Origin of the sequence: Micromonospora sp. NPDC049175, from assembly GCF_043197345.1 — a bacterium.
Classification (GTDB): domain Bacteria; phylum Actinomycetota; class Actinomycetes; order Mycobacteriales; family Micromonosporaceae; genus Micromonospora.
In genome coordinates this window covers 71252-90002 of the sequence record NZ_JBICSY010000012.1, presented here as the reverse complement: position 1 = coordinate 90002, position 18751 = coordinate 71252, and the positions used below count along the sequence as shown (strand labels likewise).

The 18751-nt window shown below is 71.0% G+C and carries 18 protein-coding genes; 7 read left to right on the top strand and 11 right to left on the bottom strand.

The genetic code is table 11. The features are described 5' to 3' along the window. Nucleotides 1–116: 116 nt before the first annotated feature. Nucleotides 117–1667, top strand: a complete 1551-nt coding sequence (locus ACGFH8_RS32095; RefSeq protein ID WP_393374668.1) for an ArnT family glycosyltransferase — start codon at nt 117–119, stop codon at nt 1665–1667. A gap of 7 nt (nt 1668–1674) precedes the next feature. Here the strand turns inward: ACGFH8_RS32095 and ACGFH8_RS32090 are convergent, their stop codons facing one another. Next, the gene (locus tag ACGFH8_RS32090) at nt 1675–2157 is read right to left on the bottom strand and encodes an RrF2 family transcriptional regulator (protein WP_393374666.1); all 483 of its coding nucleotides are present in this window, start codon (nt 2155–2157) and stop codon (nt 1675–1677) included. Between the two features lie 137 nt (nt 2158–2294). Here ACGFH8_RS32090 and ACGFH8_RS32085 point away from each other — a divergent pair, with 137 nt between their 5' ends. Together ACGFH8_RS32085 and ACGFH8_RS32080 are read left to right on the top strand one after the other, a co-directional pair. Further along, nucleotides 2295–3035, top strand: a complete 741-nt coding sequence (locus tag ACGFH8_RS32085; RefSeq protein ID WP_393374663.1) for an SDR family oxidoreductase — start codon at nt 2295–2297, stop codon at nt 3033–3035. Nucleotides 3036–3165: 130 nt separating this feature from the next. Further along, entirely contained in the window at nt 3166–3900 is a 735-nt protein-coding gene (locus ACGFH8_RS32080; RefSeq protein ID WP_393374660.1) for an SMI1/KNR4 family protein, read from the top strand. A gap of 28 nt (nt 3901–3928) precedes the next feature. Here the strand turns inward: ACGFH8_RS32080 and ACGFH8_RS32075 are convergent, their stop codons facing one another. From ACGFH8_RS32075 to ACGFH8_RS32065, 3 genes are all read right to left on the bottom strand, one after another. Then, nucleotides 3929–4411 (bottom strand): NUDIX hydrolase, encoded by a 483-nt coding sequence (locus tag ACGFH8_RS32075; RefSeq protein ID WP_393374657.1) that lies wholly within the window; start codon nt 4409–4411, stop codon nt 3929–3931. A 146-nt stretch (nt 4412–4557) separates the two neighbouring features. Continuing rightward, nucleotides 4558–6087 (bottom strand): GMC family oxidoreductase, encoded by a 1530-nt coding sequence (locus ACGFH8_RS32070; protein ID WP_393374655.1) that lies wholly within the window; start codon nt 6085–6087, stop codon nt 4558–4560. 286 nt (nt 6088–6373) lie between these two features. Then, entirely contained in the window at nt 6374–7492 is a 1119-nt protein-coding gene (locus ACGFH8_RS32065) for an FAD-dependent oxidoreductase (protein WP_393374652.1), read from the bottom strand. Nucleotides 7493–7545: 53 nt separating this feature from the next. Here ACGFH8_RS32065 and ACGFH8_RS32060 point away from each other — a divergent pair, with 53 nt between their 5' ends. Then, nucleotides 7546–8238, top strand: a complete 693-nt coding sequence (locus tag ACGFH8_RS32060; protein ID WP_393374649.1) for a TetR/AcrR family transcriptional regulator C-terminal domain-containing protein — start codon at nt 7546–7548, stop codon at nt 8236–8238. Nucleotides 8239–8241: 3 nt separating this feature from the next. Here ACGFH8_RS32060 and ACGFH8_RS32055 read toward each other — a convergent pair whose 3' ends face one another. Next, nucleotides 8242–9069 carry a hypothetical protein gene (locus ACGFH8_RS32055; protein ID WP_393374648.1) on the bottom strand — a complete coding sequence of 276 codons (828 nt, stop codon included), beginning with the start codon at nt 9067–9069 and terminating at the stop codon, nt 8242–8244. 89 nt (nt 9070–9158) lie between these two features. Then, nucleotides 9159–10070 (bottom strand): oxidoreductase, encoded by a 912-nt coding sequence (locus ACGFH8_RS32050; protein ID WP_393374645.1) that lies wholly within the window; start codon nt 10068–10070, stop codon nt 9159–9161. An 82-nt stretch (nt 10071–10152) separates the two neighbouring features. On the opposite strand from ACGFH8_RS32050, the gene ACGFH8_RS32045 reads away from it, so the two are divergent. Together ACGFH8_RS32045 and ACGFH8_RS32040 are read left to right on the top strand one after the other, a co-directional pair. Then, nucleotides 10153–10653 carry a TetR/AcrR family transcriptional regulator gene (locus ACGFH8_RS32045; RefSeq protein ID WP_393374643.1) on the top strand — a complete coding sequence of 167 codons (501 nt, stop codon included), beginning with the start codon at nt 10153–10155 and terminating at the stop codon, nt 10651–10653. Between the two features lie 21 nt (nt 10654–10674). Then, nucleotides 10675–11136, top strand: coding sequence for an HNH endonuclease (locus ACGFH8_RS32040; protein WP_393374641.1), 462 nt, complete (start codon nt 10675–10677; stop codon nt 11134–11136). A gap of 402 nt (nt 11137–11538) precedes the next feature. Here the strand turns inward: ACGFH8_RS32040 and pip are convergent, their stop codons facing one another. Then, nucleotides 11539–12525 carry a prolyl aminopeptidase gene (gene pip, locus ACGFH8_RS32035; RefSeq protein WP_393374638.1) on the bottom strand — a complete coding sequence of 329 codons (987 nt, stop codon included), beginning with the start codon at nt 12523–12525 and terminating at the stop codon, nt 11539–11541. A 169-nt stretch (nt 12526–12694) separates the two neighbouring features. Next, on the bottom strand, nt 12695–13708 hold the full coding sequence (locus ACGFH8_RS32030) for a helix-turn-helix domain-containing protein (RefSeq protein ID WP_393374636.1): 1014 nt from the start codon (nt 13706–13708) through the stop codon (nt 12695–12697). A 53-nt stretch (nt 13709–13761) separates the two neighbouring features. Between ACGFH8_RS32030 and ACGFH8_RS32025 the strand changes: the two genes are divergently transcribed. Beyond that, nucleotides 13762–14157: a cupin domain-containing protein gene (locus ACGFH8_RS32025; protein WP_393374634.1), complete on the top strand. Its 396-nt coding sequence runs from the start codon at nt 13762–13764 to the stop codon at nt 14155–14157. A 69-nt stretch (nt 14158–14226) separates the two neighbouring features. Here ACGFH8_RS32025 and ACGFH8_RS32020 read toward each other — a convergent pair whose 3' ends face one another. The 3 genes from ACGFH8_RS32020 to ACGFH8_RS32010 form a co-directional block, all read right to left on the bottom strand. Continuing rightward, entirely contained in the window at nt 14227–16122 is a 1896-nt protein-coding gene (locus ACGFH8_RS32020; protein ID WP_393374632.1) for a S9 family peptidase, read from the bottom strand. A 132-nt stretch (nt 16123–16254) separates the two neighbouring features. After that, entirely contained in the window at nt 16255–17742 is a 1488-nt protein-coding gene (rox, locus tag ACGFH8_RS32015; protein ID WP_393374630.1) for a rifampin monooxygenase, read from the bottom strand. 218 nt (nt 17743–17960) lie between these two features. Beyond that, nucleotides 17961–18683, bottom strand: coding sequence for a TetR/AcrR family transcriptional regulator (locus ACGFH8_RS32010; protein ID WP_393374629.1), 723 nt, complete (start codon nt 18681–18683; stop codon nt 17961–17963). Nucleotides 18684–18751: the final 68 nt, after the last annotated feature.

The window sequence follows — 18751 nt, the reverse complement described above, 5'->3', positions numbered from 1 at the left end:
CTTTCGGTCCGAGTGACAAAGCCGATCTTCGCACTCGGCTGGGCCACCCGCACAGGGAGACCGCCAGCCCCCCACACGGGCACCCGCGCCCTCACGCCGCCGGTCATCATGAGCGGGTGAGCGAGCCCGTGATCGACATTGACCGACCCCAGCGGTCGGTTCCGACGTCGCCGCCGGGAGCCCCGGAGCCCGGTGCGCCCACGCGTGGCCCGTGGCTGGTGGCCCTGGCGACAAGCGTGCTCCTGCTGCTGCTCGCCGGCCGCTACGGCTATCACCGTGACGAGTTGTATTTCCTGCTCGCCGGCCGACACCTCGACTGGGGCTACGTCGACCAGGGCCCGCTGGTCCCGGCGCTGGCCCGGTTGCTGGACACGATCGCGCCGGACAACCTGGTGATTCTGCGGACCCCGTCGGCACTGCTGGCCGGTGGCGCGGTGCTGCTGGTCGCCGCCATCGCCCGCGAGCTGGGCGCCGGTCGCGGTGCGCAGACCTGCGCGGCGGTGTTGGCCGCGCTGTCCGGCATCGTGCTCGCCAGCGGGCACCTGCTCAGCACCACCACCGTCGACCTGCTGGTCTGGCTCGCCGCGGCGTGGTGTGCGGTGCGGTTGCTACGCACCGGCGACAGCCGCTGGGCCCTGGGCATCGGGCTGGCGCTCGGCGTGGGCATGCTCAGCAAGGTGCTGCCCGCGCTGCTGGCCGTGGGCCTGATCGTCGGCGTGCTCATCGCCGGGCCACGTCGGCTGTTGCGCGACCGCTGGGTGCTCGCCGCCGCCGGGATCGCCCTGCTGCTGGCCGCACCGAACCTGATCTGGCAGGCGGCGCACGGCTTTCCCCAGCTCGGCGTGGCGGGCTCCATCGCCGACGGCGACAGCTCCTACAGTGGCCGCGTCGACGCGTTGACCCTCCAGTTCGTCATCATCAGCCCGTACGCCGTACCCATCTGGATCGCCGGCCTCGTCGCGCTGCTGCGCCGCCCGGCCTGGCGGGCCTACCGGGCGGTGGGCTGGGCCTGGTTGGTGGTGTTCGGCATCGTGCTGATCGCCGGCGGCAAGGGCTACTACGACGCGCCGCTGCTGCTGGTGCTCACCGCCGCCGGGGCGGTGGTGACCGTCGGGTGGGCGTCGCGCGGGTCGGTCCGGCTGCGCCGAGGGCTGCTCGCGCTGGGCGTGGTGCCGCTCCTGCTACCCACCATCGTGCTGCTGCTGCCGGTGCTGCCGGCCGAGCGGTTGCCCGGGTTCGTGGTCGACGTCAACTACGACGCCGGCGAGACGATCGGCTGGCCGGCGTTCGCCGACTCGGTCGCCGCCGTCCATCGTGGGCTGCCGCCCGAGGAGCGACCCCGCGCGGTCATCCTGACCAGCAACTACGGTGAGGCCGGTGCGCTGGCCCGCTACGGTCCGGTCCGTGAGCTGCCGCAGGCGTACTCCGGGCACAACAGCATGGTCGACTTCGGCCAGCCGCCGGCTGGCGCGGACGTGGTCATCGCGGTCGGCTGGGAGCGTCCGGAGCCGCTGACCGCCTGGTTCGACGAGTGCACGCTCGCGGGGCGAGTGGATCAGCGGGTCGAGGTGGACAACGACGAGAACGGCGGCCCCATCCACGTGTGCCGGGGGCTGCGGCGTCCGTGGGCACAGATCTGGGACACCGAGGTACGCCACACCGGGTGACAGGCCCTCAGCCGGCGCCGCTGGTCAGCCAGGTCTGGATGCCGACAAGTGCTTCGGGGCCGGAGGTGGCGTCGACGTCGCGGGCGAGGTCGGCGATCGTGACCGCGGCGAGCGCCTGATGCCACGCGTCCTCGGCTGCCCACATGGCGCGGGCGACCGGACACGGCGTGGTGCAGGCGTCGGCCGGGGTCGCGAACGGGCCGCGCTGGCGGATCTCGGTGCAGACGAAGGTCGGGCCGGGACCGTCGACGGCTCGGACCACGTCGAGCAGGGTGATGCTCTGCGGTGCCCGGGTCAGGACGTAGCCGCCCGACTTGCCCTGCACGGAGTGCACCAGGCCGGCGCGGGCCAGGGCCTGGAGCTGCTTGGCGAGGTAGCTGCCGGAGACGTCGTGCAGCTCCGCCAGCTTGGCCGCCGGGACCGGCGTGCTACTGACGGTGAGCACCACGCAGCAGTGCAGCGCCCACTCGACCCCGCCGGACATCTTCATGCCCTCACCCTAGCCAACCCCCGTTACTCGGACTACAAATGTCCGAGTATTGTTCTCGGATAAGAAAGGTCCGAGTATCGGTCGCCGTCCGGCGGGCCGGACAAAGACCCCACATCGTCACGGGAAGGTGCACTGTCATGAAGATCGCCGTACTGGGTGGGACCGGGCTCATCGGGTCGCAGGTCGTGCGGATCCTGCGGACCGCCGGGCACGACGCGGTGCCGCTCTCGCCCTCCACCGGGGTGGACCTGCTCACCGGGCAGGGCCTGTCCGACGGGCTCACCGGCGCCGACGTCGTCGTCAACCTGACGAACTCGCCGACCTTCGACGACGCCTCCCCCGCCTTCTTCCAGACGACGATGGACAACCTCCTCGCCGCCGCCGGTCGCGCGGGCGTCGGCCACGCCGTGGTGCTCTCCATCGTCGGCGTCGACCAGGTGCCCGACCTGGCCTACTACCGCGCCAAGGTCCTCCAGGAGGACATCCTCAAGGCCGGTCCCGTCCCGTACTCGATCGTGCGCGCCACCCAGTTCTTCGAGTTCGTCGACGCGATCCTGTCGTGGACGGCCGACGACGCCACCGTCCGCCTGCCCAGCACCCCCGTGCAGCCCATGGCCGCGGTCGACGTGGCGCAGGCCGTCGCCGAGGTCAGCATGAGCGCACCCCTGCGCGGTGTCCGCAACGTCGCCGGCCCCGACGTCTTCGCCCTCGACGAGCTGGGGCGGATCACCCTCGCCGCACGCGGTGACCAGCGCACCGTCACCACCGACGACAACGCCGGCATGTTCGCCGCCGTGCCCGGCGCGGCTCTCATCGCCACCGACGACGCCGTCCTCGCGCCCACCACCTACCGGGAGTGGCTCGACCGCCAGGGCTGACGTGTCCACCGGCCCGTACGCCGCCGTGGCCAACGAGGACCACCACGGCGTACGGGTCGGCGCGGTCGTCAACCACCGCCGCCCGTGGCCGGGGCCGCGAAGACGAACCGGTGACGACTAGAGTCGCGTCGTGATCGACACCGGGGCCGAGGTCGACAGGCGAGTCGCCGAGGCGTGGGCGCGGATCGAGGCCGGCCTCGGTCGCGTCCTGCCGTCCTCCCTACGCCAGCTCAACGCACCGGCCCCGGCACACGCCATCGATGCGGTGGAAGCCGCCCTGGCCTTGACACTGCCGCCCGATTTCCGGGCAAGTCTCCGCATCCACAACGGGACCGACCCCGGTGCGACGCTGCCGTCCGTCGAGCCCACCCCGGTGCCGCTGGACAACCTCTGCGACACCGACCAGATCATCGAGATGACCCGGATGTGGCGCGACAACTACGGTCCGGAGCCGGACTGGGACGACCCTCAGGTCTGGGCCTACCTGGTCGACAGGGGAATGCTCTGCCTGAACGGCCCGGTGCGGCCGATCGTCGGCACGCCGGGAGCGGTGGTCGTGGGGCACATGAACGGTGACGTGCTGTGGCTGCTCGACGGTGATCCCGCGCCGGGGGGCACGCCCGGACAGGTGGTCCGGGTGGATGTCGAATGCGCCTCGTGGGACGTGTTGGCTCCATCGTGGACGCGGCTGCTCGGCCGCTACGCCGAGGATCTGGCGCTGGTCTCGGCGGACCCGGCCACCTCGCCTCTCAAGATCGATCCGTTCGTGGGGCCGGAATGCGAATGGGGCAGCACCCCGTCGGCCTCGTGGGGGACGCGTCCGGCGTGGCTTCGGGACGTCCAAGCGCGCAGCCCCCACACCTGATGCCCGTCGACGAGACCCGCACGGGCGGTCAGTGTCGCAGCAGGCCGGTCGTGCGGATCGGCTCCACGTGCCCGGTAGGTGGCGCGCTGCGGTGCAGCTCCAGACCGATGTCGACGACGACGGAACGCTCCAGGGTCGCGACCTGCGCCATCGGCACCCACTGCGCCAGGTCGGTCGTGCCACAGGTCTCGGATCGAAGCTCACCGCCCACGACCCGGGCCCGATAGAAGACCGCGAGCATGTGCAGCTCGACAACGTCGTCGTCGAGCCGCTCCACGTTCCTCGTGCGCGAGTTCACCCCGAGCAACCGCTCGACCCGCGCCGCGTACCCCGTCTCCTCCGCCACCTCCCGCACGACGGCGTCGAACGGATCCTCGGTGTGCTCGACCCCACCGCCGGGCAGCGTCCAGTGCCGCCGAGCCCCGTCCGGCGACACCCAGCGGGCGAGCAACAGACTCTCGTCGCGCAGACACACCGCGTACGCGGCCACCCGAAGCCGTTGTGTGATCACAGCGACCAGGATCGCGCAGTTGCCGGGAACGTGCCGCCCGCACACGCGTTCAGCGGGCCTCACCTCCGAGAGGTGGGCGACGGCGGTGTCACGGTGGCACATCCCTGGCCCGTTCGGCGACCAGGTTCCCGGCCCCCGGCGCGCCGCTAGCCGGCGATCAGCTCAGCCCCGCGTTCCCCGATCATGATGCTGGTCAACGCGGCCGGCGCGCGCAGCGGCACCGGAACGATGCTGGCGTCGACCACCCGCAGGTTGGCCACGCCGCGTACCCGGCACCGCCCGTCGACGACCGCGCCCGGGTCGTCCGCCGCGCCCATCCGTGCGCCGCCGACCAGGTTCAACCGGCTGTACGTGGTGGCACGCAGCAGGTGGTCGAGCTGCTCGTCGTCGCCCACGACCGCGTCGTCGACGAGCGCGAACCGGGCAACTGTCTTGGTGAAGGTGGCCTGGTTGGCGATCTCCCACGCGTGCCGGTAGGCGTCGCGCATCCGGGCGAGGTCACCCTCGGCGGAGTAGAACCCGAGGTCGACCACGGGTGGCGTCGACCCGTCGGCGTCGCGCACCGAGATGCGTCCACGCGAGGCCATCGCCATGTCGCCGATCATCACCGTGTTGACCTGGTCGGCGCCGATGATCCGGTCCAGACCCGCGCCAGCGCCCCGCAACGTGCTCATGCCGGTGAACAGGCTCAGGTAGAACGCCTGGTCGACCTCGTGGCCCGGTATGCCCGCGAGCCGCGCGATGAGCTGCGTACGCGGCCAGTCGCCGCCGATCGTCGCCGGCTCGGGGACCACCAGGATGATCGCGCCGGGCTGGTCGATCACGTCCGCGCCCACCCCGGGCAGGTCGACCAGGGGCGTGACGCCGGCCGCGCGCAACTGGTCGGCGGGGCCGATCCCCGAGCGCAGCAGCAGAGCCGGGCTGTACGGCGAGCCGGCGCAGAGGATGACCTCGCGGGCGTCGATCCGCTCCCCCGCGACCTGCACACCCACCGCCCGTCCGCCGTCGAGCAGCACGCTCTCGACCTCGGCGTCGCCCCGGACGACCAGATTGGACCTCGACCGGGCCGGGTCGAGGTGGGTGAGGGCGGTGGACATCCGCAGCCGGCCGCGCCGGTTCTGCGGATACATCCCGATACCGACGGCGTCGGGGGCGTTCATGTCGTCCTGGTAGTCGTGCCCGAGGCCGAGCGTGGCCTGCAGGAAGCCGTCCATCGCCGCCGTCAGCTCACCGCGCGACCACCGGGTGATCGGGACAGGCCCGTCGACGCCGTGGTGGTCACGGTCGCCGAACTGCTGGTCGGCCTCCAGCCGGCGAAACGCCGGGAGCACCGCCGGCCAGTCCCACTCCGGCAGGCCACGGCCGCCCCAGGAGACGAAATCCGCGGCTGGTGCCCGCATCGCGCCACGGTCGTTGATCTGCGTCGAGCCGCCGACCACCCGGCCGCGCCGCAGCGGCGCCTCCCGCCCGGCGACGACTGTCGCCCGCAGGGCCCAGTCGAAGCCGTCCTCGGCCTCCACCGAGCCGGTTCGCAACGCCTCGGGCACCGCCGCCCCGACGAGGTCAGGCCCGGCCTCCAGCAGCAACACGGAACGGCCCGGATCCTCGCTGAGGCGGGCCGCGAGCACCGCGCCGGCCGCGCCCGCGCCGACAACCACGAAGTCGTATCGAGGCACGGGCCCAGCGTAGCCGGACACCCGAGATGCCAGGACCCGTCACCGGTGCTCGTCGCTCGGTCTTCCGCTGAATGAAGCGTGCCGACACGACCTGCCGCAACGACCAGGTCGCCCGGCCGGCCGAGTCGGTGATCACCCGGGTCGGGTACGGCCTCCGCTCCGGCGCTGAGCCGCGGTTCTGGGAGCACGTCCCGGACGCCCTGCGGGTATTCCTGCGCGGGGGGCACGCCGGATCGGGCGGGCCCGTCCGACCGGTAGCTCCACGCCCTCGTCGGTGTCCTGGCGCTCAGGAGGGCTGGACGTGGTCGAAGAGGGCGAGGGCCTCGGCGGGGTCCGGGCTCACGAGGCGTTCCAGACCGGCCGTCGTGATCTTCGCCCACCGCCCGGCCCGTGCCCACATCTGTTCCTCGAAGGCACGGACCGCCTCGTCCACATTGTCGGGGTTGGCAGCGATGGACTCGGCGAGCTCGGCGCCGTCCAGCATCGCGAGGTTCGCGCCTGCCCCCAACGGTGGCATCAGGTGGGCGGCGTCGCCCAGGAGCGTCACTTTGCGCACGTGGGCCCAGGTGTGGGATTCGGGCAGGACGTAGAAGGGGCGGTGGGTGAAGGCGGCGCCGTGGCCGAGCAGGTCGAGGACGGGGGCCGCCCAGCCGTCGAACAGCGCCAGCAGGCCTGATCGCGTGGCCTCGACGTCGGCCAGGTCCAGGTCGGCGTGCCAGTCCAGCGGCGCGCGGAACTTGGCGTACACCTTGACGTGACCGCCGCTGTTGCGCTGGGCGACGATAGATCGGTTCACACCGTAGGCGGCCACCGAACCGTCGCCGACCAACCGGGCGAGGTCAGGGTGGCGGGTGTCGATGTCGTCGAGGGAGGTCTCGACCGAGGTGACACCCGTGTAGTGCGGCGTCACCGGCGAGACTGCCGGGCGGACCCGGGACCAGGCGCCGTCCGCGCCCACCACGAGATCGAACGTCTCCTGTCGCCCGTCCGCGAAACGAACCAGTACGCCGTCCTCGGTCCCCGGCACCACCTGCGCCACCTCGTGACCCCAGCGCACGTCGAGAGAGTCGAGCAGCAGGTCACGGAGTTGCCCGCGGTCGATCTCCGGATTGGCCCGCTCGTCCGGAGAGGGTCGCCAGTCGCGCAGAACGGTCCCGGCGGCGTCCAGGATGCGCATGGCCTGCCCCTCGGGACGAGACAACGCCTCGAACTCCGCCCGCAGCCCCGCCTTGTCCAGTGCCAGCTGACCCAGCCCTTCGTGCAGGTCCAGCGTGCCTCCCGGGGGGCGGGAGTCGGGCGCGGGATCGCGTTCGAGGACGGTGACGGGGTAGCCGTGGCGGTGCAGGACGCGGGCGAAGGTCAGGCCCCCGGGGCCACCTCCGGCCACCGCGATACGGTGTCTCATAGCGATACACCGTATCGTGCCTAGAATGCGTCGCAACAACAGGGAGTGACCAGATGACCGTGTGGGACCGGCCGGAGCCGCCGGCTCCCCCCGTGCCGCTCGACCGGGCGCGGATCATCGCCGCCGCCATCGCGCTGGCCGACGAAAGCGGGCTGGAGGCGGTGTCGGTGCGCAAGGTCGCCGCCCGCCTGAACGCCGGCCCGATGCGGCTGTACGGATACATCTCCACCAAGGACGAGCTGCTCGACCTCATCGTGGACGAGGTCCACGCCGAGATCCTCCCCGAGGAGCGGCCCGGTGACTGGCGGGAGACGCTGTGCATCCTCGCCCACCGCACCAGACAGGCCGCCCTGCGACACGTTTGGCTGGCCGACCTGCTCGGCGGCCGTCCCACCCTGGGCCCCAACGCCATGGCCGTGACCGAGGCCAACCTGGCCGCCCTCGACGGTCTCGCCGACGTCGACACCGTCCTGCGCGCCGTGCAGACCGTCAGCGCCTACGTCACCGGTGCGATCAGGCGCGAGATCGCGAACCTGCGGGCCGAGCGCGCCACCGGCCTGTCCAAGCGCGACTGGCAACGCGCCTTCGGCCCGCACGTGACGACGATGTTGGCAACGGGCCGCTTCCCGGCGCTGTCCAAGGCCGTGCACGACGGCACAGAGGTGGACCCCGAGGAGTCCTTCGCGACCGGCCTGGACTGGGTCCTCGACGCCGTGGCCGCCAAAATCACCCGACCGCCGGCGTGACGCTCACCTCCCGCCCAACCCGCGAACCCGCAGGTAGGCGCGGTCATCGAAGCTCACCTGACCGGGCAGCACCCCCTTGGTGCCGGCGAGGTCGGCCACGCACCACGGATCCTTTTCCAGGAGCAGGGCAAGCGTCGACTCGGACTCGGCCAAGGTCTCACCGATGACCGGATATCCGTCGCTGGCGATCACCAGCTCGTCAACGTCGCCAGGCACCGGATGCACGACCACCAACGACGGCGGAACCGGACGGCCGTCGATGGCGGCATACGCGTACGGTCCGGTGCTGTTCCGCAGGCCGCCCTGCCGCCCGGTCAGCGCTCGCGCCGCGAGTCGTCCCGGATCCACCTGCACCAGCCGATCCATGCTGATCGCCCCGGCGGCGACCTCCGCGGCGAGAACCGCGGCGCGGAAGGACGCCGCGACCTGGTCGACCAGCTTGCGCGGCTGACCGACCGACGTGGGGAGCCCTCGGTACGCGAATCCGACGTCACCGACCTGCCAGATCTCTCGACGCGCTCGCGAGTAGACGGTCACCGCCGCGCTCGGCCGTTCCGCTGCGCTCAACGTCGAGTCGATGCGGGCCGCCAGCTCGGCGGTCATCGCCGCGACCGCGGTGTACGAGTCGACGTCGCGCGGAAACCGCCGAACGGCGTCCCGGCAGGCCGCCATGACCCACCACCCGCCCGCCCCGTTTCCGTAACGCCTGCCGCTCACGTCCGTCGCGCCATCGATGACCGCCACGTGCTCGGCGGTCACGACGATCGCGTCCTCACACACGTCAGGATCCCCGTACAACTTGCCCCGCACGAACTGTTCGACGATCTCCACGGATCCGATGCTCTCCCACAGCACCCGGACTCAGGCTCAGGCCTGAGCGGTGATCTTTCTCGGCGCCAAGTGGAGATGCTCGCTACAGGTCAGTACGCAGCTCCTTCGGTACGCAAGGGGTAGGTGACGCCCGTCGCCACTTCGGACAGCGCCCACAGCCGGCGTCGGGTGACCGGGTCGCAGGCACGGTCCGGGGCCCGGTGCGGTTTCGGGGCGCCCTTGAACTGGCCGGGGCCGCCCGGTCCGTAGTACTCGCCGCCGGCGGCTCGCCTGTCGGTGGCCGCCCGGAGTACGGGCAGTGCGCCGGCCCGAGCAGGCTGGGTAAACAGCCACCCAATCGTCGCGTTGGCCACCCGGAAGCCTGGCGACGCGTCCCGAAACAGGCTGGTGCGCGCGCCACCCGGATGGGCCGCGAGGCTGATCGTCGACGAGTCGGACGCGGCGAGTCGATGCTGCAGTTCGAATGCGAAGAGCAGATTCGCGAGTTTCGAGGCGTTGTAGGCCGCGGTTGGCCGGTACCCGTCGAGGCTCCTGGGGTCGAGGTGCGTGACCGAGCCCGCGGCGGCCGCCTTGCTGCTGACCGTGACGATCCGCCCGGCCGGTGACCGCTCGAGCAGGTCGAGGAGGAGACCGGTCAGCGCGAAGTGGCCGAGGTGGTTGACGCCCATCTGAGACTCGAAGCCGTCCGTGGTGCGCTGTGCAGGCTGCCACCACAGACCGGCATTGTTGATCAGGATGTCGAGTCGCTCGAAGCGCTCGTGCAGGTCGCTTGCCGCCTGCCGCACCGCGTGGAGGCTGGCGAGTTCGAGTGCGAGGACGCTGCCTCTGCCGGGTAACGCGCGTAGGGCGCTCGCACCGCGTGCCGCGGTGCGAGCGCCGATGACGACGTGGGCTCCTTGTGCGCTCAGAGCTATCGCCGTTTCCAGGCCGATGCCGGAGGTAGCTCCGGTCACCAGCGCGGTGCTGCCGTCGAGCCGGGGTATGTCGCGCGCGCTCCACATGGCGTCTCCTATAATCGGAACGGTCGCCCCGTTTAACCATACGGAACGCGCGCCCCGCTTGTCGACAGGCCGGAGAAACCTCATGCGCGCCGACGCCCGCCGCAATCGCCAGAGCGTCCTGGATGCCGCCTACGAGACCCTGGCCGCCGAGGGCCTGGGCGTGCCCATCGACGAGATCGCCCGCCGCGCGGGCGTCGGCGCCGGCACCGTGTATCGACACTTTCCGACCAAGGAGTCGCTCATCGAGGCCGTGGTGCTCGACCGCCTCCAGGCCCTCACCGACAAGGCCCGTTCCGGCATCGAATTCGCCGAGTTCTTCACCGTCATGGTGGAAGCCGGCCTCACCAATCGCGCCATCGCGGACGCTCTGGCCGGCGGCGGATACCAGATACCCGCCGACGCTGACGCCGCCCTCAACGCCGCCTTCGCCGAACTCCTGAACAAGGCGCAGCAACGCGGCACCATCCGTCCGGACGTCACGCTCGACGACATTCAAGCCCTCGTGATCGGCTGCGTCGCGACGGCGCGGCACCGCGGCGCCACAGCCCTCGTCGAGATCGTCGTCGCCGGCCTACGCGCCTGAAGCCCGGAGTACGGTGGCACCGTGCTTTCGGCCGTGAAGGGTCTGTCCCGGTACCACACCGAAGAGTCGCTGCGCACCTACCTGCTGGAGCGCTCACAGCGCACCGAGGACGGTTGCCTTGTCATCGAAGGCTACGGGCGGCGACGCGGGGTGCACCAGAAGGTCGCCGGTCGTGCGTGGGCGCACATCGCCGCGTACGTCGTCCTCGTCGGCGGCTATGACCCCGCTCTCGACGTCGACCAGACCTGCGGCGCCGCCGACTGCATCGAGCCGACACATCTGCGCCAGCTCAGCCGGGCCGAGGCCAGCCGCAGCCGAAACCAGTCGGCACAGTGCCGCAACGGTCACGACCGTGAACTCGACCCGGCGACCGCCCGCTACCGCCGGGTCTGCCGGACGTGTAATCAGGAGGCTCAGCGCCGGTGGCGTGAACGCGAAGCCGCCGAGGTAGCCCAGGCCCGCTCCGCGTACGGCCGCTCGTAGTCAGCCCCGCCACGCCGTCCAATGCCGGGACCGCCAACCCACGGCTGCAATTCAGCGCTCGGGCACTTCTGAGACAGCGCGGAGGCGTTACGCCGCGCATTGGACTACCTGCAGTCGGGTCCGCTATCCGTGCCGTCCCAAGAGGTCATCTGAGTCTCCGGCCGGGGCGCTCGCCCCGGCGTACCAAGGCCACTACACCAACCTGACTCCTTACGCACAAGAACTGTCATTATGGTGCACGCCGGGTTCGCCCCTTTTGTGGTGGTGATTTACCGGATTACTGTTACTGACAATCTGATAATTGGCGACCGCAGTCGGCGGGAGGCCGATCGGGACTTCACCTCGGGCGACTGCGCCCACGCCGGCCCGGTCCACGAGATGGCGGTGCCGACCTCAGGCCGATCACGGTCGGCTTCGTACGCCAAGGGAGTCGTCGGCGGCGAATCGGTCGAGGGCGTGGACAACGTGCTCGCGGGTCTCGGCTGTGCCGAGATGCCCCGCGCTCTCGATCACGGTCAACGTCGAGTCGGGCCAGGCGCGGTGCAGGTCCCACGCTGTCTGCAGTGGCCCGCCCAGATCGAGTCGGCCGTGGATGAGGACACCGGCGATGCCGGCCAACCGGTCAGCATCGCGCAGCAGTGCGCCCTCCTCCAGCCACGCACCGTGGGCGAAGTAGTGCGCGCAGATGCGCACGAAGGCCAGCCGCGCCGCGGGAGGGCGATCGCCGTACGGATTCGCCGCGCCGCGCGTCTCTCCGGACAGGACCGCGTCCTCCCAGGCGCACCAATCGATCGTGGCCCTGTCCCGAACGGCGGGGTCCGGGTCTTCCACCAGGCGGGCGTACGCGGCGACGATATCCCCGTCGCGGGATGTGCCCGGGGCTCCTTCGAGGAATCGTTGCCACTGCTCGGGGAAGAACCGGCCGACGCCCCGGTAGAGCCAGTCGATGTCGGCGCGCCTGGTCATGGTGACGGCGGCGATGACGATCTCGGAGACCCGCCGGGGGTGCTGCTGCGCGTAGGCCAGGATGAGGGTGGAACCCCAGGATCCGCCGTGCAGCAGCCAGCGGTCGATGCCGAGGCGATCGCGCAGCCGCTCCATGTCGGCGATCAGGTGCCAGGTGGTGTTGTGCCGCATCTCCGTCGCCGGATCGCTCGCGTGTGGTGTGCTGCGACCGCAACCACGCTGGTCGAACAGGACGACCCGGTACCGGTCCGGATCGAAGTACCGACGCCAGCCGGGCCCACACCCGGAACCGGGCCCACCGTGGACGACAAGCGCGGGCTTACCGACCGGGTTACCGCACACCTCCCAGTACACGAGGTTGCCGTCGCCGACGTCGAGCATCCCGGTCTCGTACGGCTCGATCGGTGGGTACAACTCGGTCAAGGTCCGGACCTCCGATAGCGGGGGAAGCTGTGGCGTTCGAGTCCGCCGTCACGAGTGCGCCCGAGCTCCCGAGGACGGGACGAACAGGTGCTCCTTCGTGACGGGCTGTGGAGCCCACCCTGCTGTGCGGTGCCCGGGTCGTCTTCGCCGGACGGGGGATTTCTCGTGGTCAGGCATCATCGCACTGCCGTTGGTGTGGGCGTGCGGTGGTGGAGAAGCGACCGCGGTAGGCGCTGGGGGTCAGTCCGGTGTGGCGGCGGATCTGGGTGCGCAGGTTGGCGCTGGTGCCCAGGCCGCTGGCGCGGGCGACGGTGTCCAGCCGTGGTTCACCCGCTTCCAGCAGACGGCAGGCCAGGTTGATGCGTTGGCTGGTCAGCCAGGCCAGCGGGGTGGTGCCCAGTTCGGTGTGGAAGCGGCGGTGCAGGGTAGCCGGGCTGACGGCGGCGTGGGTGGCCAGGTCCGCCACGCTCAGGGGTTGGTGCAGCCGGCCTCGGGCCCAGTCGAGCAGCGGTGCCAGAGACGTGTCGAGTACGGCCGGCAGTGGCTGGGGGATGAACTGGCGTTGCCCGCCGTCGCGGTGCGCGGCGAACACGAGCCGGCGGCTGACCGTGTTGGCGCTCTCGGCGCCGTGGTCGCGGCGGATCAGGTGGAGGCCGAGGTCGAGGGCGGCGGCGCTGCCGGCGGCGGTGAGTACGTCGCCGTCGTCGACGAACAGCACGTCGGGGCGCAGCAACACCCGGGGATGGCGGGCGGCGAACAGCTCGCTCCAGCGCCAGTGGGTGGTGGCGTGGCGGCCGTCGAGCACCCCGGCGGCGGCGAGGGTGAACGTGCCGGTGCAGAAGCTGACCAGTCGGGTGCCGCGGGCGGCGGCCCGCTGCACGGCGTCGATGACGGCGGGCGCGGGCGGGACGTGCGGGTCGGGTCGGTTCGGCACGATGAGGGTGTCAGCGCCCTCGGCGGCGTGCAGGCCGGGTACGCCGGTGAGGGTGAACAGCCCGGCGTGCAGCACGGTGTCCGGGGCGGCGGCGCACAGCGTGAAGTCGTACCAGCGGCGGTTGATCTCCGGGCGGCGCAGGCCGAACAGTTCGGTGGCCACGCCCAGCTCGAACGGGTTCGACCCGTCGTCGACGAGCATCACCACCCGGTGCGTGCCGCCACCGGGCTGCGAGGATCGTTGCGGCATACGCGATTTCTAGCACTCACTCTGCGCCGACGGCATCGGCCACGATGACAGCCATGATCAGTGAACCGGTCGAGTTGTCCACCGCCCTGGCCACCTTCGAGGCACTGTGGAGCCCGCGCATCGTGACGCGGGTCAACGACTATGACGTGCGCATCGCCAAGGTCGCTGGCGAGCACGTGTGGCACCGCCATGACGACACCGACGAGTTCTTCCTCGTACTGTCGGGGGTGTTGAGCATCGCCCTGCGCCCATCGGGCGAGCGGGAACGCACCGTGGTGCTGCCGCAGGGCTCGGTGTTCGTCGTACCGCGCGGCACCTACCACAAACCCTTCTCCCCGGACGGCGCCGCGATCCTGATGTTCGAACCGACCGGCACCCTCACCGTCGGCGACCACCATGACCCCGTTCCGGACCACGTCGACGCCACGGCCGGGCATGACCTGCGGTGACTTTCACCTGAGCGTGGGACAGCTCCACGACGCGACAACGCGTGGCTGGAGAGCGAGGACAGGTCAGGGTCAGAGCCAGCGATCGAACCAGGCGCGGGTCCGGCGCAGGACGTCGATCTGGTGGTGGCGTTCCCGGATCGAGTGACCCTCTCTCGGGTAGATCACGAACTCGTGCTCGACGTCGAAGTGGCGCAGCGCCCGGTGGAGGTACACGGCCTGTCCGAGGGGAACGTTCGTGTCCTCGGCGCCGTGCAGGATGAGCACCGGGGTGCGGATGCGGCTGGCGAAGGAGATCGGGCTGACCGCGTCGTGGGGGTGTGGTCCGATGCCGGACCAGCCGGTGCTGCCGCCGAGCGCGGCTTCGAACTGGCCGTTCTCCCCGGTCGCGGCCAGCATGCCCCAGTCGACGACGCCGGCGCCGACCAGCGCGGCGCGGAAGCGGTCGGTCTGGCTGACGGCCCAGGCGGACAGGAAGCCGCCGTGGCTCCAACCGGCGATACCCAGCCGGTCCGGGTCGGCGATGCCCTCGGCGACGAGCAGGTCGATGCCGCTCAGGATGTCGGTCCACTCCTGTTGTCCGACCCGGCCGGCGACGCTTGCGGCGAACTGGTGACCATGGCCCTGACCACCGCGCTGGTTGGGCAGGAACACCGCGTGGCCGGCGGCGGCCAGCCACTGCGCGCTGGGGAACCAGAACAGCTGGCATCGATCGGCGTAGCGCTCGTACGGGCCGCCGTGCGCGATCGTGACAAGCGGGAACGGGCCGTCCGACGCGGTTCGTCCGACCGGCAGGACGAGCAGGCCGTCCAGGTCGAGGCCGTCGGCGGCACGGTAGGCCAGCGGTTGTTGCGCGCCGAGCGCGATGCCGTCCAGTTCCGGGCGGGTGGTGGTGATTCTCCGCAGCGGCCCGGTTGCCGGTCCGACGTGGACGTTCGGCGGTTGGTAGCGGCCGGCGGTGAGGACGGCGATGTCGTCGCCGGCAGGGGTGGCGGTGAGGGTGTCGAGGCATCCGGGGTGCTGCGACAGGATCGTGAGGTCGGTGGCGTCGAGCCGGGCCAGGGTCGCGTTCAGGCCGTCGGCGAACACCACCAGCGGGGCGCCGTCGGTCTGGCGGAGTTCGGTGGGGCACATCGAGAGACCGGCGGTGCGGTTGCGCAGGACGCGGTTCTCCACGGCCAGGTCGAACACGGCGGTGCCGGCCTGCAGACCCGGCGGGGTGAGCGCGAGGTAACCGAGGTGCCAGCCGTCCTCGCCCGGCCACCAGGCCAGCGATTGTGCGTCGGCTTCGACAGGTCCGAGGTCCTGGACGGTCCCGGTCGCGGGGTCGAGCAGGTGCAGGTGGCCGCTGCATGGGCCGTGGTCGTTGTCGGTGCTGGCTCTGGTCAGCACGGCCAGCGGCCCGCCGTCGGGACGTTGCCGCAGTTCCACGACGTGCCGGTCACCGAACACGTGCGGGGTGGTGATCCGGCCGGTGCGCAGGTCGAGCAGCCGAATCCGGGCTCGCGGTTCGCGCTCGCCGACGACGATGACGTCGTCGCGGTCCCGGGCGCGGCGCGCGTCCTGCGCGGTGGGTTCGTCCTCGGCGAGCAGCGCGACCAGGTGGGGGTCGGTGAGCGGCAGGTGGTCGATGACGCCGGCCTGCCAGCCGGTCAACGTGGTGACCGTGCCGTCGGCGAGGGTGAGCGCGTGCAGCTGTGAGGTGCCACGGTCGCTGCGGTCGGACAGGAAGAACAGCGTCGCCGAGTCGGCCGACCACCGTGGCCGGGACTCCGTTGCGGTGTCGGCGGTCGCCCGGCGCGGCGCGACGGCGCCGTCGGTGTCGACGAGCCAGAGTGCGGTGTCGAGGTGGTCGCCGGTCCGGCTGAGGGGTGTCAGGACGTAGCAGAGCCGGCGCCCGTTCGGGGCGAGTGCCGGGCTCCGCGGGGCACGACCGTCGACCACGAGCTCGGCGGTCAGACCTGTCACGCGACCAGTCTGCCAGCGTCACGGGATCGATCCGGTGCGGGATCCTCGCCGCGAGGTCACTGACGTCGGGGTGTCCGCAACGCTGCGACACCCCGACGTCGTGAAACCCGAGTCGATTAGGACGCGTCGACGTCAGTGGGTGGGCGTGCCGAACCAGTGCGAAAGGTGGCGGTCGAGGTCCTGTTGGTCGTCGCCGATCCAGGCGACGTGACCGTCGGGTCGGACCAGGACGCCCGGAGCATCGAGGTCGGCGGTCGGATCCGCGAGGTGGTCGACCCGGTCTGACCAGCCGTCGACCGCGAGGCGTTCGGTGCGGTCCAGCAGCAGGCCGCGACCGCGATGCAGGAGGCCGTAGAGATTGCCCTGTCGCACGGCGATGTCGCGCATCCGGCGGCCGAGCAGATCGGGGCCCGCCCCGAAGTCGTAGCGGATGCCGACAGCGGTGATCTTCTCCAGCAGGTAGCGGTTGACCTCGTTGAAGTCCATCAGTTCGGTGAGCAGTCTGCGCACGGCCCGTGGACCGGGTTCGGTGGACAGCAGCTCGGTCTGGGCGCGCGTGTTGTCCAGCACGTCCTCGGCGACCGGACGGCGTTCGGCCTGGTAGGTGTCCAGCAGGTCATCCGGCGCCCAGCCGCGGATGCGCCCGGCCAGTTTCCAGCCCAGGTTGACCGCGTCCTGGACGCCCAGGTTGAGGCCCTGTCCGCCGATGGGTGGGTGGATGTGCGCCGCGTCGCCGGCCAGGAGCACACGCCCGACCCGATACCGTTCGGCGAGCCGGGTGGCATCGCCGAAGCGGGACAACCAACGCGGGGAGTGGACGCCGAAATCGGTGCCGGCGACGCTGCGCAACTGGTGTTTGAAATCCTCAAGGGTGGGTGGTTGCGTGCGGTCGCTGACTCCCGCGGCGGGGACCAGCACGCTGTAGACCCCTTCTCCGAAGGGCCGGAGCCAGAATCGTTGTGGAGGCTCGCGGAGTGCGGCCACCGTGGCGGCGACCTCCTCCGGGGGGATGCCCACCTTCATCTCGCCCATCAGCGTCTCGGTGCGTGCGGGCTCACCGGGGAAGCCGACACCGAGCAGTTTGCGTACGGTGCTGCGTGGTCCGTCACAGCCGACGAGATAGCGCGACCGCAACCGCTGCCCGTCGGCCAGCAGGACTGTCACCCCCTCGTCGTCCTGCTGCACGCCGGTGACCGCGCACCCGCGCCGGATCTGCGCGCCCAGTTCGAGCGCGCGTTCTTCGAGCACGTTCACGATGACCGGCTGCCGGATGCCCAATAGATAGGCGTACGCGGAGTCCAGGCCCTCGGGCGCGGGTTTGGCGATGGCGGCGAAGAAGCCGGCGGCCGGACGGCGGCGGCCATGCGGGAGGACGCGATCCAGCAGTCCCCGCATCGCCATCAGCTCAAGGCTGCGCATGTGCAGACCGACGATGCGTACGAACGACGCGGGTTCGGTTTCCTTCTCCAGAACGAGGACCCGCACCTCGTGCAGCCGTAGTTCGGCGGCCAGCATGGCGCCCGTCGGTCCACACCCGACGATGATCACATCGAAGGGGCGGGGCGCGTGATCGGCCCGGTCGTTGGACGGCTGCTCGGCGGTGATGTGCGCAGAACGCATAGGTGTTGCCCTTCGGGAGTGCCGTGGTTGGCGAGGCGCTCCCGGCGACACCTACGTCAGTCGCCCGGCCATGACGGGAGGGGGAGCACCCACTTCGGTACAGCGGTCATGGGTCTCACCTCCTCGGGTGGTGTCACGGTCAGCCGAAAACTACAAGCCGCGCATCAGCCCGTCCAATGCTTTTCCTGCCACGTGCCCACCTCGGAACCGGCCCGCGGTCAGGCGGTCGGTGGCGCGGTCAGCGATCGGTGTAGCCACTCGGTCATGAGCGCGCGTTCGGCGTCGCTGAGCCCCGGAAGGTCGGGCACCACCGTGGCGAAGGTGACCGCCACCGCGCTCACTGTCGTGTCGGGTGTCGCCGGCGTGCTCACGAGGATGCTGCTGAGCACGGCGTCGAACATGGCGTCGCCCAGACCACTGTCGCGCTCCTGCGGGGGTGTCGCCAGGAGGGCGAGGATGGTTCCGTTGCCGGCGGCGTGGATCATCATGAGTGCGCGCCGCTCGTCGACAGCCAACAGGCCGGCCGCGGCCAGTCGCCGGACGCGGGTGCGCAGCGCCTCGATGCCGGCAGCCGTCGCCGGTGAGGGCCCGCCAGTCCCCCGGGCGCCGATGAGCGCGTACAGCTCGGGGTTCGCCAGGCCGAACTCGATGTGCACCCGCCATCCGAGCCGCAGGTCCGCTACCGGATCGCCCTCGGCGGCTCGCACCACCGCGGATTTGGCGGCGACATAGGTGGCCATGACGTGTTCCGCGACGGCATCGATCAGGCCGTTCTTGTCACCGAAGAGGCGATAGATGGTGGGCGCCTGCACACCCGCCGCCTGGGCGACGGCTCGCGTCGTCACCGCGTTCGCGCCCTTCTCCCGCAGCAGCTGGCTGGCCGCCGTGACGATGCCGAGCCGCACGTCGTCCCGGGATGCCGTGTCCTGCGCCGCAGTCATGAACCAATGCTAACAGCAACTTGTTATCGTCGGAGTATCACTGCTAACGTAACAGCGATAACGTCGAT

Bases quoted from the DNA above. Each gene is read 5' to 3' on its own strand.
- ACGFH8_RS32090 (WP_393374666.1), bottom strand. From the start codon at position 2,157: ATGAAGATGTCCGGCGGGGTCGAGTGGGCGCTGCACTGCTGCGTGGTG.
- ACGFH8_RS32085 (WP_393374663.1), top strand. From the start codon at position 2,295: ATGAAGATCGCCGTACTGGGTGGGACCGGGCTCATCGGGTCGCAGGTC.
- ACGFH8_RS32065 (WP_393374652.1), bottom strand. From the start codon at position 7,492: ATGAGACACCGTATCGCGGTGGCCGGAGGTGGCCCCGGGGGCCTGACC.
- ACGFH8_RS32060 (WP_393374649.1), top strand. From the start codon at position 7,546: ATGACCGTGTGGGACCGGCCGGAGCCGCCGGCTCCCCCCGTGCCGCTC.
- ACGFH8_RS32050 (WP_393374645.1), bottom strand. From the start codon at position 10,070: ATGTGGAGCGCGCGCGACATACCCCGGCTCGACGGCAGCACCGCGCTG.
- ACGFH8_RS32045 (WP_393374643.1), top strand. From the start codon at position 10,153: ATGCGCGCCGACGCCCGCCGCAATCGCCAGAGCGTCCTGGATGCCGCC.
- ACGFH8_RS32030 (WP_393374636.1), bottom strand. From the start codon at position 13,708: ATGCCGCAACGATCCTCGCAGCCCGGTGGCGGCACGCACCGGGTGGTG.
- ACGFH8_RS32025 (WP_393374634.1), top strand. From the start codon at position 13,762: ATGATCAGTGAACCGGTCGAGTTGTCCACCGCCCTGGCCACCTTCGAG.
- rox (WP_393374630.1), bottom strand. From the start codon at position 17,742: ATGCGTTCTGCGCACATCACCGCCGAGCAGCCGTCCAACGACCGGGCC.
- ACGFH8_RS32010 (WP_393374629.1), bottom strand. From the start codon at position 18,683: ATGACTGCGGCGCAGGACACGGCATCCCGGGACGACGTGCGGCTCGGC.